The organism is Bacteroidetes bacterium SB0662_bin_6 (genome assembly GCA_009839485.1).
Classification (GTDB): domain Bacteria; phylum Bacteroidota; class Rhodothermia; order Rhodothermales; family VXPQ01; genus VXPQ01.
Genome location: VXPQ01000016.1, coordinates 1 through 14,262, shown reverse-complemented (window position 1 = coordinate 14,262; position 14,262 = coordinate 1). Strand labels below are relative to the sequence as shown.

Sequence of the window (14,262 nt, the reverse complement as noted above, 5' to 3'; positions counted from 1 at the left end):
TATGCCCCCTGAACGTTCTGATATTGGATCCCGTAGCCACATCCCACAGCCTGACAGTCCCGTCATAGGACGCGGACGCCACGGTACTGCTATCGGGCGAAATGGCTACCGAATGGACAAAATCCGTATGCCCCGTATGAACCGGCCAGCTCCTTACCAGCTGACCAAAGCTCCTTCCGTGTACAAATGGCGCAACCGCCAACAAAAGACCCACAAGCACATGCCTGCCAATCCCGAAGGGAGGAAGAACCGGGTGGCGCTTACGCTGTCTGGCGCAAAGGCAACCTGCGCGAATCGATTGGAACCCGTAACCACGAAATAGAGGGTACACCGCTCTTGTCCTGCCGTCTTGTGAGATGAAAACGGGGTGAACTGCTTTGGTTTTACCCGACAGTTCACCTGAAATGAGGGTGGCACCGGTGTCGCATGATAATACTACACGCTAATTCCCCATACAAGGGCCGAACCTCCGCAAACAGAAACGCCCCGGGATCGCCGTTTTCGGCCGCTCCGGGGCGTTTGGAAATGCGTGCCCGGGAGGATTCGAACCCCCGGCCTTCTGATCCGTAGTCAGACGCTCTATCCAGCTGAGCTACGGGCACATAACCCCGTACAAACTCTGACCCGCTCTCTTTGTTCACGCCGGGCAGACGTGCCTCCCTTCACTCCGCCGGGGGAAAAACGTCCACCTGCTTCAGAAAGTAAAAATGACTTACGGGGCCATGGCCCTGTCCGATCGCAGGGGCGTGTCGGATGGCTTCGGTCACATATCGCTTGGCCCGCGCAACGGATTCCTTCAGCGAAAACCCGCGCGCCAGATTCGCGGCAATGGCGGACGCATAGGTGCAACCCGTTCCGTGCGTGTTTTCCGTTGCGATGCGGGGGGCGCGAAACGCACGCATCCGCTTGCCGTCGTACAGCACATCCACCGCATCGCCGGCCTCATCCACATGCCCGCCCTTGACCAGGACCGCCCCAGGCCCCATGGCATGAATGGCCGCGGCGGCTTCCTGCTGGCCCTCCTCCGAATCCACCTCGAGCCCTGTAAGGCGGCGTGCTTCGTGCGCATTCGGGGTGACCAGCGTGGCAAGCGGCAGAAGCCGTTCCCGGAGCGTCTCGACCGCATCGTCGCGCAACAACGGAAACCCGCTCTTTGAAATCATGACCGGATCGACCACGAGCGGAGATACCCGGCGCTCCTGAAGCTTTTCCGCCACGATTTCAATGATCGCTGCGGAAGAAAGCATGCCTGTCTTCGTAGCACCCACCGTAAAATCGTCGTACACCGCGTCGATCTGCTTTGCGATCAGATCAGGCGGAAGTTCGAAGGCATCCAGGACGGCCTGCGTATTCTGCGCAGTGACCGCCGTTACAACGCTCGCTGCAAACACGCCCTGGGCCTGCATGGCTTTCATATCGGCCTGTATGCCGGCCCCGCCGCCGGAGTCGCTGCCTGCAATGGTAAGGGCCACGTTCATGAAGCATCCTCGAAATATGCGCGCAAGGCGGTAAGATAGGCACCGGCAGCTTTTCCGGGGTGGTCGGCCCGCATAATTCCGGACAGAACCGCGAGGCCGTAACTCCCTGCGTCAAGACACGGCCCTACCCGTTCGGGAGTAATACCGCCCAGGGCATATACGGGAACGCGCCCCTGCACATAGTGCACAAAATCGCGCAGTGCATCGATGCCTGCGCCGGCATATCCGGGTTTGCCCTGCGGATTGAAAACGGGGCTGAAGAAAAGGTATTGGGGGTGATTCCGATGATCTTCCCCCATTGCGGTCCGGGCTTCGTCGAGGCTGTGCGCTGACCTGCCATAGGGCTGCCGGGGACCGCACAAAAACCCCGGCGGCGCATCGCGCACCCCGGCATGGTAACCGCACTGCAAGGCTTCGGCCACCTCCGGCCGGCCGTTTACGGAAAGCAGAACCGACGGAGAAACATTCCGCAAGCGTTCGACCAGACGGGCAGCGCACTCCCGGAAAAGACCGGCGGACGCCGCACGATCCCGTAAATGGACCCACAGGGTTTGCCCGGGAGTTTTTTCAGGAACAGGGCCGGATGTTATTTCATCGGAGAGTCTTCCGAATACACGACCGGATGCTTCTTCCACGGCCTCGACGATCCGGTCGGCGTGTTCGGGATCCGTGAACCCATCCCCGATCAGGATGAGCCGGGGCAAACCGCGCGGAGATACAATCCGGGGGAACTCCGCAAGACCGGCGCGGCGCGATTTCGACCCCTCCCGGCTGTCATGCCCCGTCAACTCCTCCGAATACGCTGAATCCTCCCGTACGTTATCCACCGATGTGCCCCCTCCAGAGGCGACGAAGCCCGCGCATACATGCGGCGCGTCGAGCGTTCAACGAGCCGTCGTCATCGCTGCCGACACGGACTCGCGCCAGGCTTGAAGTCGGGCGCGCAGCTCGGCGGCTTTCGCCGGTTGCTCGGCGGCCAGGTCATGCTGCTCACCAGGGTCGTTCTCCAGATCGAAGAGTTGCACCGTGCCGTTCTCGAAGTACTCGAGCAACTTGTAGGGACCGGCTCGAATGGCGCCGCCGGGACTCTGCATACCATGATTGCTGTAGTGCGGAAAGTGCCAGTAGATCGCGTCGCGTGCGAACGCGCCGCCTTGCAGTGCGGCGGCAAAGCTCACGCCGTCGACGTGCTGGTCAGGCTGAGCCGGAAAGCCGGCCATCTCGAGCAGAGTCGGATAGAAGTCCGTGCTGATCACCGGCTCGTGGCGAATCGCGCCGGCCCGGCCCCCGCCCGGCCAGCGCACGATGAGGGGTACCCGGATACCGCCTTCATACAGCCAGCCCTTGGCCCCCCGCAGGGGCAGATTGGAGGTCGAGTAGGCGACATCCAACCAGTCCGGGTCGACGACTCTCGCGGGATTGCCGAAGTTGGCCGCCGACATGCCGCCGTTGTCCGAGTAGAAAACGATGATCGTGTGCTCGGTCAGCCCCAGTTCCTCAAGCGTGCGGAGCACACGTCCCATGCTCTCGTCGACGGCGGTTACCATCGCCGCGAACTCGACATTGTCCTGGTGTTGCTTGATCGGGACTGTGCGCATAGGCAGCACCCGGTGCTCCTGATGCGAGGGCTCTTGTTGCAGAGAATCCAGTTGGGCGCGTGAGAGCGGCTCCGGATCATCGGGGTTACCTTCGAGAATGAAGGCAGGCCCCGTGGGAGGCGCTGCTCGCGCCAGTTTCTCCCGATATCTCGTGACCAGGTCCGGGCGTCCTTCGATCGGGTCGTGCACCGAGAAGTGCGAGAGATAGAGAAAAAACGGCTCTTCGCCGCTTTGCTCGATAAACTCGACCGCGAAGTCGGCGAGGCGGTCGGTCAGGTACTCGTCGTCCTCTCCTTCGACCGTCAGGCCCTTCATCAGGTAGGGCGGAAAGTAGCCGCCGCGTGGAGTCGAGCCGGGGAAGTCGGGCGCTTGCACATCGAAGCCCTGGTGGAGCGGACCCGCCTCGCCCGTGCCGAGATGCCACTTGCCGAAGATAGCCGTGCGGTAGCCGTGCTCCTTGAAGGCCTCCGCCAGCGTGACCTCTTCGAGCGGGAGAGCGGCCAACTTCTCGGCGCTCAGCATCTGCTCGAAGGCATGTTCCCTGCGGCCGGGCAACCAGTCTGTCAGCCGCAGCCGTGCCGGGTACTTGCCGGTCATGAGCGCCGCGCGGGTGGGCGAGCAGACGTGCGCCGCCGCGTAGGCGTTCGTGAAGCGCACACCCTGCTCGGCGAGTCGATCAATGTTCGGCGTCTCGTAGAACAAACTGCCGAAGACGCCGATATCGCTCCAGCCCAGGTCGTCAACCAGGAAGAAGACGATGTTCGGCGGTCTTTCCTGCGCAGTGAGTGGGGTCGGAGCGCTCAGCACAAGGAAACATACTGCGAGCAGGCGGCGCATCACGGAAGGCAATTTCCAGTTGGTCAACATGTCGATGAGATATTGGGAAGCCATGGTCCATCCGCCCGTTTGTGCCGCGTATTTGTATGGCAGCGCATGCCGTGCGGCGTATTTGCATAGCAGCGCCGTTCTGACGCCCCCTGTACGTTATCCACCGATGCGCCCCTCCATGGGCGACGAAGCCTGCGCATAGGTGCGGCGAGGCATACGCCCGGACAGGAAGGCCAGCCGGCCCGCCTCCACAGCCCGGCGCATCGCGGCAGCCATCATCACGGGATGCTGCGCGTCGGAGACTGCGGTATTCAGAAGCACCCCGTCGTAGCCCAGTTCCATCACCCGGGCCGCATCACTCGCCGTGCCGATGCCGGCATCCACGATTAACGGCGTATCCCGGATGATATCCCGGATGAGCGCCAGATTGTAGGGGTTCACCAGTCCCTGCCCGCTGCCTATCGGGGAGGCCAGCGGCATGATCGCGGCGCATCCGAGATCGGCCAGTTTGCGGCATGTGATCGGATCGTCGTTTGCATAGACCATCACGGAAAACCCGTCGTCCACGAGTTCCTTCGCCGCCCGGAGCAACTGTTCGACATCCGGAAGCAGCGTTTCGTCGTCCCCGATGACCTCCAGTTTGATCAGATGGGTTTCCAGGGCCTCGCGGGCCAGTTGCGCGACCAGCACCGCCTCTTTCGCCGTATAACATCCGGCGGTGTTCGGCAAGCAGCGGTACGGCTTGAGCAATTCCAGAAAGCGTTCCCCTGACGTGTCCTGCAGGTTCACGCGCCGGATCGCTACGGTCACGAGTTCCGTGCCGGACGCCTCGAGCGCATCCAGCATGACCCGCGGATTCGGGTACCGGCTCGTGCCCATGATCAGCCGGGAGGACAACGCAATGTCGCCGATTTTCAGTACATCCGGGTGTCCGTTCACCGTCATATCTATCCTCCCTGTTGCGCAGCAATCACTTCAATCCGGTCGCCGGACCGGATGGCATGGTTGTCCCATGTTCCTTTCGGGGCCACCGTGTCGTTGACCGCCACGGCCATGCCCTTCGCATCGGCCGGATCGAATCCCATCTCTCGCACCAGTACGGACACCGTCGCCTGCGCGGACACGGAATGCGTCTCCCCGTTGATCAACACGTCGATGAGAGATTCGGAAGACATGGTCCATCCGCCTTTTTGCGGCGTATTCGTGTGACGGCGCATGCCGGTGCACTGTATTTCCATAGCGGCGCATGCCAGTGCGCCGGGTCCGCATAACAGGCCCGGTCGTCACGCGGATACCGTCTCGAAACGTCCCGGTAAAAACGGGGCGATCCATGCAGAGGTTTCTCCGGAAAGAATGTACTGCGCCACTTCTTCGGAAGCGACCGGGGCAAGCAGCATGCCATGCCTGTAAAAACCCGTCGTCATCACTACGCCGGGCGCAGAGGAAGGGCCCAGAATGGGCAAATGATCGCGGCTTGCCGGACGAAGCCCCGCCCATATATCGCGCACGGGGAGATCGTCGATCCCCGGCACGATCTTCCGCGCCTCCTCCAGGATGGTATACAACCCGCCCGCCGTAACGCGCGCATCGAAGCCCATTTCCTCCATCGTAGTGCCGACGAGCACGCGTCCGCCGGGCTTCGGCACCACGCACATATGCGCACTCCGTACGACATGCTGCAAGTCGAACGGAGGCTCGGACTGCAATTCCATCATCTGCCCCCGCACCGGACGCACAGGCGGTTTCTGATCCGCAGTCAGTCCTTCCATCCCATGCGACCAGGCGCCCGTGGCAAGCACCACGCACGACCCCTCCACCCGCTCGCCGCTTTCCGTCATCACAGCGGGCGTCCGCGCATCAGGCTCGACAGCACGTACGGCAACCCCTTCGCGCAGCACACCCCCTGCCTTCAGAAAAGAAGCCTGCAACGCTTCGACCAGCGCACGGCTGTCCACCTGGCTATCCGAAGGAGAATACAGAACCGCCGCCGGTCGGGACGTGATAAAAGGTTCTATATCCAGCGCTTCCGCCGGCGAAAGCCATCGGACGTCCAGTCCCTGCGCCTTCATGAAATCGTAGCGGCGGCGGAGCGCTTCCGCCTCGTCCCGGTCGGCAGCCACATGCACGGCCCCGTCGGTCCGGAACCCTGTCTCCATTCCGCTTTCCGTCTCAAGCGCCTTCGCAAACGCCGGCCATCTCCGCAGGCTTTCCCGGTTGAGCCGGTAGAGTTCCGGGTCCTCGAATCCGATTTCCGCATCCGGCGCCAGCATGCCCGCCGACGCCCAGGAGGCCCCGCGCCCGGCGCGGTCCCGCTCGAAAAGCTGTACGGACCGACCGGCATGCAGCAACCGCCAACCAAGCGCAAGCCCCGCTACGCCGCCGCCGACAATGAGCACGGGTCTGTCAGAACGGGATGTTTTCACAGGATCGGGCATGAGAAAACAACGCGCGGAAAGAAAAAACAATCGCCGCAAAAAATACCGGCAGGTGGATTTTCAGAAAATTAGCAGGCCGGGGCGCGGTATGCAACCGGGAATAATCTTGAAAACCTGGCCGGGCTAAACTTCCGACGGGCTATCCCTCGCACAGAAGCCGGGTTCATTTTACGATGCACGACCGGAACGGGACACCTGTTTTCGAATCCGGCGGTATCCGGTCCACGGACGAAATACCCGGAAACAACAACGACACGCATTCGGCGCGCTACGAGCCCTGAAACGTATGCAGCGGCCTCAGCTCAGCCCCAGCATCAGTCCGCCCTGGTAGACGATGAGCGAGCACAGGTAGGCCAGCCCGGTCATGTATAGCCACATGACCACCGGCCAGCGCCATGTGTTCGTCTCGCGCCGGGCAATGGCAAGCGTACTCATGCATTGCAGCGCGAACACGAAGAACACCAGAAGGCTCAACGCCACCAGCGGCGTGAAAACGGGCCGACCGTCCGGGTAACGGTCTGCTTTGAGGTAATCGCGCAGGACAGGGCTTGTCTCATCGGCGTCGCTGACACTGTAGAGCGTGGCAAGCGTGCTGACAATGACTTCGCGCGCGGCAAACGCCGCAATGATGCCTGCGGTGATCTTCCAGTCGAAGCCCAGCGGTTGCATGACAGGCTCCAATGCGCGGCCAAACCGGCCGATGAAGCTGTGGCGGATCAGGTACCCGGCTTCGGCATCGGCCAGGCGGGCTAAACCGTCTTCGTATTTCTGCTGCGCCTCATACAACGCCTGGGCGCTGGCAACCTGGCCGGGGTATTGATTGCGCAAGGCGTCGAAAGCCGCCCCGGCTTCGGGATCGCTCTCGGGATCGGCCGAGAGAAAACGCATCGCCTCGACAACGGGAGGCTGGGCAAGCAAGTCAGGGACGGGCATACCTTCCTGCCTCGCGATCCGATCGTATGCGTCCTGATGCCGGGTTTCGATAGCCGTTCGTTCCGCCAACAGGTCCGGACCGAGTTGCGCTTTCGGATAACTGGCCAAAAACCAGAGTACAATGCTCAGCAGAAAGATGATCTTGCCTGCACGATAAACGAATATCTTCGACCGGGCGATCATTCGCCAGAAAAGGTATCGCATCTTCGGTCGCCGGTATGGCGGCAACTCCATGGCAAAGAAGGACGCCGACCCTTTGAAAACATATCGTTTCAGGATCCAGGCCGCTACGAAAGCGGTCAGGGTGCCCATAAGGTACATCGTGAACATCGTCAGGCCCTGGTAGCCGAAAACCCCGAAGAGTTTGCCCGCCGGAATAAAAGCGGCGATGAACAGGGTATAGACCGGCAGACGCGCCGAGCAACTCATCAGCGGGGCAACCATGATCGTGATAATCCGGTCGCGTTCGTTATCGAGCGTCCGGGCCGCCATGATGCCGGGAATGGCGCATGCGAAACTGCTCAGCAGCGGCACCACCGAACCGCCGCTGAGCCCCACCCTCTTCATCAGCCGGTCCATGATGAACGCCGTGCGGGCCATATAGCCGGAATCTTCCATCAGGCCGATGAAGAAAAAAAGCAGCAGGATTTGCGGCAGAAAAATCAGGACATTGCCCACCCCCGCGATGGCCCCTTCAACCAGCAGGTCCGTAAAGGGACCGCCGGGCAACGTACTTCGCACCAGGGCGCCCAGCCCCGCCACCGCCGCCTCAATCATATCCATGGCCGGAACGGCCCAGGAAAAGACCGCCTGGAAGACAATCACGAGGACGGCAAGGAATATCGGGAGGCCGAATATCCGATGCGTCAGCACCGCATCGAAACGGTCCGACCATGTCTGTTTCGAGGAAACCTTGTGCCGGGACGTCGCTTGCGCAACAATGGGGCCGAGCCATGTGTAGCGTCCCGTGATCTCAGCCTGACGATAAGGCGCCTTGCGGGCCTCCAAAGTTTCCCGGGCAGCCAGCACTGCTTCATGAAACGCCGGGGCGCGTATTGCCCAATACGCCATGGCTTTCTCATTGACAAGCGCGTGCAACACCTCGCTGAAACGATGATCTTCGGGTAGATCAGGAACATGCTCGGCAAGTATTGCGCACAGGGGCTCCACATGCGCCGCCACGGCAGGCATCAGTGTCCAGCGCCGCGACGGCGCAGGCGCAGGAATATCGAAGATGGCACGACGCAGCGCATCAAGGCCTTCTTTGTGAAGCGCCGCCATAGGAATGATCGGGAGACCCAGTGCCTGGCCAAGCGCTTCCGTATCGATCGCCAGATCACTCTCCCGCACGGCATCCATCATATTCAGCGCCACAACGACCGGAAGACCCAGGTCCATCACCTGTGAAACCAGATACAGATTACGCTCCAGGTTGGTAGCATCCACCACGCAAACGACCAGATCGGGCGGCGTCTCGCCCTCAATGCGTCCCACGAGCATGTCGTAGGCGATCTGCTCGTCGAGCGACCTGGGGTTAAGACTGTATGTCCCCGGCAGATCGACTACTTCGACGGTTTCCGTCCCGATAAGCCGCCCACTCTTGCGTTCGACGGTGACGCCGGGGTAATTGGCCACTTTCTGACGCCGACCCGTCAACAGATTGAATACGGTCGTCTTGCCGACATTGGGATTGCCGACCAGGGCAACCCGGCGCAAGCCGGGCAGCGTATCCGTCAGTGGGGGGACCGGCTCAGGTTCGACCATCGGAAATGATAACCCCGGATCGGGATATTGAACCAGAAAATTGCGAATATCGGAAGTCGGTTATCTTCTCCTCACCCGCCGCCATCCTGCACAGACAGGCTCACGCCCGCTCAACACGGATCATCGCAGCTTCATGCTTGCGGATCGAGAGGTGATATCCGCGCACTTTCAGGTCTATGGGATCGCCCAGCGGGGCATACCGTATGACTTCGACACGCGTACCGGACAACAGGCCCATTTCCAACAGACGATCGGGCGGGACAGGGCCTGTGAAGCCGGTCACAATACCACACTCGCCGGGCTCGAGTTCTTTCAGTGTCATAACGCGGCGGCCGGGCTTCCGAAGATGCGCATGGCCAGTTCGCGCCGAAGGCCGATGCGGCAGCCGGACACACGAACAATCAACTTGTCGGTGTTTTGCAGGATAGCGACATGCGCGCCTTCGCGCAGGCCGAGTTCGCGCACACGCTGTGCAGTGGCCGGCTCAAGGCCTAAAAAGGCCAGTTCGATATCGCTGCCGTTGCCGAAGCTGGTCAGGGGCGCCATGAATTCGTTTCCGTAAATACAGAACCTGATAAAGCGCTGTCAATTTAGACTTAATACAAATAAATAGCCCGTTGGCCATGCCTCTTCACAAAATCTTCAAAATTCAATAAAAAGGTGCTCCGAATCCTGTGGATATGCAACGACAAAAAATCGGCTGTAAAACGACAGGCGGTTGGCGCTACTTTGTTTAGGCCCCGCAGAGCGCCGCTGTATAGTGTTAACAGGCGCCCTAAGAACGACCCGGTGCGTACACAGGACAGTAGCAAGGTAAGCAAGGGCTTGACAGCCGAACGCCCTCCGACGTATTCTTCGAACGAAAACCGCTCGCCAAAGCGACATGACGTGACGCGGCAGTACACGTAAAGCACTATCCAACCCTTACGGACCATTTCCATGCAAAAAACGAAACCGTCTTCGATCAGCCAAACCATGCAGGACGCCATCAACGATCAGATCCAGGCTGAATTGGAATCCGCCTATCTGTACCTGGCCCTGGCGGCGCGCATGGAGCAACTCAACCTTAAGGGCTTTGCGCACTGGCTGCGTTTACAGTGGCAGGAAGAAACACAGCACGCCCTCAAGTTCTACGATTACCTCCTCCAACGCGATGGAGTCGTGCGGTTGAAAGCACTGCCGACGCCGGCGTACGAAGCCGAGACGCCCCTCGAAATCTTCGAACTCGTCCTGGAGCACGAACAGTACATCACCCGGCGCATCAACGACCTCTACGCGCTCTCAAACAAAGAACGCGATTATGCCTCGCAGACGCTGCTGCAATGGTTCGTCGACGAGCAAATAGAAGAGGAAGAATCCGCCCGCGATATCATCGATGACCTGCGCCTCGTCGGCGATTCCGGCGCCAGCCTCTTCCTGCTCGACCGGGAGCTCGCCCAACGCCAGGCTGAAGAAGAGGAAGAGTAGTAACGGATACGTTTGATTTCGCGGATTGGATTTCAGGGGGTGAACGTGCCCGTCACGTTCCGGACAGCTCCCTATCCGCGCAACCGCTCATTGAAGAAATCAATGGTCCTTTTCCAGGCCAGTCTGGCGGCTTCTTCGTCATAACGCGGAGTGGTGTCATTGTGGAAGCCGTGGTTCACATTCGGGTAGAAGTGGGCCGTATATTCTTTCTGGTGCTCCATCAATGCGGCCTCGTACGCCGGCCATCCTGCATTCACCCGCGCGTCAAGCCCTGCAAAATGAAGAACCAGCGGAGCCTGGATCGAGGATACCTCTTCCGCAGCAGGCTGCCCGCCGTAGAAAGGAACCGCCGCCAGCAGACCCGGAACCCGAACCGCCATCATGTTGGAAATCCATCCGCCGAAACAGAATCCGACGACGCCCACGTTGCCGCTGCATGCGGGGTGGGCTTTCAGATATTCATAGGCCGCGATAAAATCTTCCAGCATCTCTTCGCGGTCCCGTTGCCGCTGCAGAGCCCTCCCGTCATCGTCGTTGCCGGGATACCCGCCAAGCGGCGTTAGCGCATCCGGGGCCAGGGCAATAAAATCAGCCAGCCCCGCCCTTCTGCACACATCCTCTATGTGCGGATTGAGTCCCCGGTTTTCATGCACCACCACCACACCCGGCAGCCTGGATTCATTGCCGACCGGCATGGACAACAGGCCCCGCATTCTGCCCCCGCCCTTCGGTGAGTCATACTCGACGTATTCTTCATCCAGACGCGGATCCCCCGCCCGCACCTGTTGTGCAGCAGCATAATCCGGGGACAGGTAATCGATAATGGCCGCGACGGTAAGCCCGCCCACGGCATACCGGGAGACCCGTTCCATGAACTCGCGGCGATCGATCTTGCCATGGACATAGCGATCGAAAAGATCAAAAACCTCCTGACCCAACCGCCCGTTTTCAATGTTCTTCATCGGAATGCCCCTCCGTTCGGCAAGCGGTACGGTTAAAATATTTCGCGGCGTATAAACAACCCGGCGTTGATTTTCACTTTCGGATCCGGACCGGCTTCATCGAAATTGACAGCCACCCCAAACTGCAGACCGTGACGATCCAGCCCTGCGCGAATCCATTGAGAACTGGTAATATGTTCGTGTGCATCAAACACGTTCAATGCCTGCAGCGAGGTATAGAGATTGTACTTCTCATTTATCCTGGCCGCATATCGCACGATGGCGAACATAGTATAGGAGGGATTGCTTTCAATGGTAATGCGAGGAGAAAAAAGGACAAACCAATGCGGTCCTACATGGATATATTGCAGTCCTGCAGCGGGACTGAATCCAGGCTTGGTCGCGTACGCGGCGCCCCCCGCAATCCGAAAATTTCTCAATGGCTCATAAAACAACATATTTTGCACGACCAGATTATCCTCGCTTTTATCCTTGTAGTCCATAGTGAGGCTATTCACGTGAAAGAAACCAATATTGGAATCCGTGTTGAATTGTTTACTCATCACCATATTGACCAATGCATAGCGCTGACCCGCCATGAATTCAACAGGTATGGGTTGCGCATGAGAAGATATATCGCCGGTAACGCCGACGATTAAAACACCAACAAGCGACACAATCCACGTTTTCATGCAGTAGAGTCGAGGATAGTGTTAACAGGCCCTAATTCAGGAAGTTATAATTCAGCTTGATCAGGAAGGCGTTTTCCGGGAAAACATCAAAAGTATTGCTGAATTGATCGTTGATCGAACGGTCATAGGGCGAACGGACCATAGGTGCGAGAGGATTCAATATGTCTTCCGCTTCTCTGCCATGTGTCCAGACGACGAACAGTACAGAGCCGGGACGGTATTCCCAGCGCAGCACGAGATTGGAGTTCAGACTGCTGAATGCAAACTCATCCCGCTTCGGATAGGCATCAAAGTCAGTCAGGCGGTCCCGATCCTGCTGAATCCGGAAACGGTCGTAGCGTCCCGTCGCTGCGAAAAGCTGGCTATACAATTGCAAGGACAGCTTGGGCGTCAGGGTAAACGTACCGCGCAGCGTAATGTCCGCCGAACGCGTATCCCTCGCGCCAAATACGGATACGTAATACTGGTCGACGCCCGTGGGATCGACACCGGCGAGAATGGCGTCAAGCGTTCCGTGATCGTCGAACGCTACAAAATCCGAATAGGTCAAGTCATCCGGATGGGACGCCTCCTCCCCGATACGCCAACCGGATCCGGAGCGTAAAAAGGTTTCGTTTGCGGACCAGGCCTGCACATCGCGTTCCCACTCGCCTTCTATTTGGGCGGACAACGACAACCGATTACTGGCATTCCATTGTCCTTCGAGGCTGACTTCCGATTCTGTGCCTCCATCGCCGTAAAATGCTAAATCCAGTCCCGGCTCGATTTGCCAGTTGCGTCTTTCGTCGGTTTGGAACCGCCCTTGAATGGCAAAGCTCCCTGGTGGGGACCAGGGCAGCAGTCCTCGTGTCTCGTACAAATCGTACCCTCCGAACGGATTTTCATATTCAAGGCCAAAAATTATGGACTGGAAACCGCGGAGCGTCCACCGCGAACCGAAATCCAGGCGCTGTCCGAGATCCAGCCCTTCCCGGTAGGAAAATTCCTGAACGAAGAAAAAACGCGCTCCGGCGCGCGAGAAAGGGCCAAAGGGCCTTCCGCCATTGACCTGATGCTGAATGGAGGAGAGAAACGCAATGAAATTGTTCTGGCGAAGTTGGCCTATATCGTTTGGATTAAAGGCATCGCTGAATACGTCCAGTCCCGCAAATCCGTACCAGGCTCCCTGTCGTTTGCGCGCCCATAGCTTGCTGGCGAACCCGGTCTCTCCGTCGATATCCGCATCGATCCAGTTTCGGTTCGTAAGCGCAAAGAATCCCTCAACGCCATACCGGTTCTGGAGAAATCGGAGATCCCAGTCCGCGCCTGCCGCCAGGCTTCGCAAGTGATCCCCGCCTACATCGGATGCTTCGAACAGGGTTACGATGCCCCCGGCGCTCGAATAGGATCCGATTTGCTGGCTCACCCGTCCGACGCCATACCCTCGCGAAGGACTGAAATCGGATCCCGTGGCGGCGCCCAATACACCAAAAGAAAGGCCTGAGCCTGTACGTCCGGAAAGCTTCGTGGCGCCAATAATGGGGGCATCCGCCCCGATGCGGCGCGTATACAGAAGCCGTCCGGGACCGACTGAAAATTCGTAGATATTAATACCCTCCACAAAGAAGGGGCGACGCTCCTGAAAAAAGGTTTCGAACGCCGTAAGGTTCAACACCGCCGGATCGGCCTCGACCTGACCGAAATCCGGGTTGATCGTCCCATCCAGCGTAACATTCGTGCCAAGACCGACCTTCAGGTCCCCGCCCACATCGAAGGTGCGGCTGCTTGCCCGTTTTCCGGCGACCTCCTCGCTTTCGAGGGTGTTCACTCCGGTAACGGTATAGGGTATGATTTGCACGTTGCGTCGGGGCTTCACATCCCGAATGCCTTCCAGACGCCCGAATCGGGCCACCAGGTTGGTTCGCTCCGTGCGGGGCACATGAGGCCACTCAGACTGTTCGCCGAGCCGGGGAATCCTGCGTGTGAAGTGAACCCCCCATGTTTGCGTGGGCGCTTCCGAGAAACGCAGCATGCTATACGGAATGCGCATCTCCACAGCCCACCCCTCTTGCGTTGTGCGTACATCCGAATACCATACCGCATCCCAGGAAGGATCCATGCCTCGGGGCGCATTACTCCCTCCGCCA

Annotated in this window: 14 protein-coding genes, 1 tRNA gene and 1 pseudogene (1 of these 16 only partly in view); 1 reads left to right on the top strand and 15 read right to left on the bottom strand. The window is 59.4% G+C overall.

What is annotated here, in order from left to right:
• Positions 1 to 47 (bottom strand): annotated as a pseudogene (locus tag F4Y00_02350) (hypothetical protein); it reaches 1,155 nt to the left of the window's first position.
• Positions 1 to 406: hypothetical protein (locus tag F4Y00_02345; protein ID MYE03802.1), on the bottom strand; the 406-nt coding region annotated here is incomplete at its 3' end. The pseudogene F4Y00_02350 and the gene F4Y00_02345, both read right to left, overlap by 47 nt.
• Positions 407 to 528: 122 nt before the next feature.
• Positions 529 to 602 (bottom strand) — tRNA-Arg (locus F4Y00_02340).
• Positions 603 to 662: 60 nt separating this feature from the next.
• Positions 663 to 1,478, bottom strand: a complete 816-nt coding sequence (gene thiD / locus F4Y00_02335) for a bifunctional hydroxymethylpyrimidine kinase/phosphomethylpyrimidine kinase (protein MYE03801.1) — start codon at positions 1,476 to 1,478, stop codon at positions 663 to 665.
• Positions 1,475 to 2,305, bottom strand: coding sequence for a thiamine phosphate synthase (locus F4Y00_02330; GenBank protein MYE03800.1), 831 nt, complete (start codon positions 2,303 to 2,305; stop codon positions 1,475 to 1,477). Before F4Y00_02330 ends, thiD begins: the two co-directional genes overlap by 4 nt.
• 57 nt (positions 2,306 to 2,362) lie before the next feature.
• A complete protein-coding gene (locus F4Y00_02325) occupies positions 2,363 to 3,913 on the bottom strand; it encodes a sulfatase (protein ID MYE03799.1) in 1,551 nt (516 codons plus the stop codon).
• A gap of 147 nt (positions 3,914 to 4,060) precedes the next feature.
• A complete protein-coding gene (locus F4Y00_02320; protein MYE03798.1) occupies positions 4,061 to 4,849 on the bottom strand; it encodes a thiazole synthase in 789 nt (262 codons plus the stop codon).
• 2 nt (positions 4,850 to 4,851) lie between these two features.
• Positions 4,852 to 5,142, bottom strand: coding sequence for a sulfur carrier protein ThiS (thiS, locus tag F4Y00_02315; protein MYE03797.1), 291 nt, complete (start codon positions 5,140 to 5,142; stop codon positions 4,852 to 4,854).
• 45 nt (positions 5,143 to 5,187) lie between these two features.
• Positions 5,188 to 6,339 carry a glycine oxidase ThiO gene (gene thiO / locus F4Y00_02310; GenBank protein MYE03796.1) on the bottom strand — a complete coding sequence of 384 codons (1,152 nt, stop codon included), beginning with the start codon at positions 6,337 to 6,339 and terminating at the stop codon, positions 5,188 to 5,190.
• A gap of 297 nt (positions 6,340 to 6,636) precedes the next feature.
• Positions 6,637 to 9,036, bottom strand: a complete 2,400-nt coding sequence (gene feoB, locus F4Y00_02305) for a ferrous iron transport protein B (GenBank protein MYE03795.1) — start codon at positions 9,034 to 9,036, stop codon at positions 6,637 to 6,639.
• A 100-nt stretch (positions 9,037 to 9,136) separates the two neighbouring features.
• Complete coding sequence (locus tag F4Y00_02300; protein ID MYE03794.1) at positions 9,137 to 9,358, bottom strand: ferrous iron transport protein A; 222 nt, start codon at positions 9,356 to 9,358, stop codon at positions 9,137 to 9,139.
• Positions 9,355 to 9,582: a ferrous iron transport protein A gene (locus F4Y00_02295; GenBank protein MYE03793.1), complete on the bottom strand. Its 228-nt coding sequence runs from the start codon at positions 9,580 to 9,582 to the stop codon at positions 9,355 to 9,357. The genes F4Y00_02300 and F4Y00_02295 overlap by 4 nt, the downstream gene beginning before the upstream one ends.
• A 393-nt stretch (positions 9,583 to 9,975) precedes the next feature.
• Between F4Y00_02295 and F4Y00_02290 the strand changes: the two genes are divergently transcribed.
• Positions 9,976 to 10,503 carry a ferritin gene (locus F4Y00_02290; GenBank protein MYE03792.1) on the top strand — a complete coding sequence of 176 codons (528 nt, stop codon included), beginning with the start codon at positions 9,976 to 9,978 and terminating at the stop codon, positions 10,501 to 10,503.
• A 71-nt stretch (positions 10,504 to 10,574) separates the two neighbouring features.
• Here the strand turns inward: F4Y00_02290 and F4Y00_02285 are convergent, their stop codons facing one another.
• Genes F4Y00_02285 through F4Y00_02275 form a run of 3 tightly spaced genes read right to left on the bottom strand, consistent with a single transcriptional unit; the run spans position 10,575 to position 14,234 of the window.
• Positions 10,575 to 11,465 (bottom strand): dienelactone hydrolase family protein, encoded by an 891-nt coding sequence (locus tag F4Y00_02285; GenBank protein MYE03791.1) that lies wholly within the window; start codon positions 11,463 to 11,465, stop codon positions 10,575 to 10,577.
• 32 nt (positions 11,466 to 11,497) lie between these two features.
• Entirely contained in the window at positions 11,498 to 12,136 is a 639-nt protein-coding gene (locus F4Y00_02280) for a hypothetical protein (GenBank protein MYE03790.1), read from the bottom strand.
• A 31-nt stretch (positions 12,137 to 12,167) separates the two neighbouring features.
• Complete coding sequence (locus F4Y00_02275) at positions 12,168 to 14,234, bottom strand: hypothetical protein (protein ID MYE03789.1); 2,067 nt, start codon at positions 14,232 to 14,234, stop codon at positions 12,168 to 12,170.
• Positions 14,235 to 14,262: the final 28 nt, after the last annotated feature.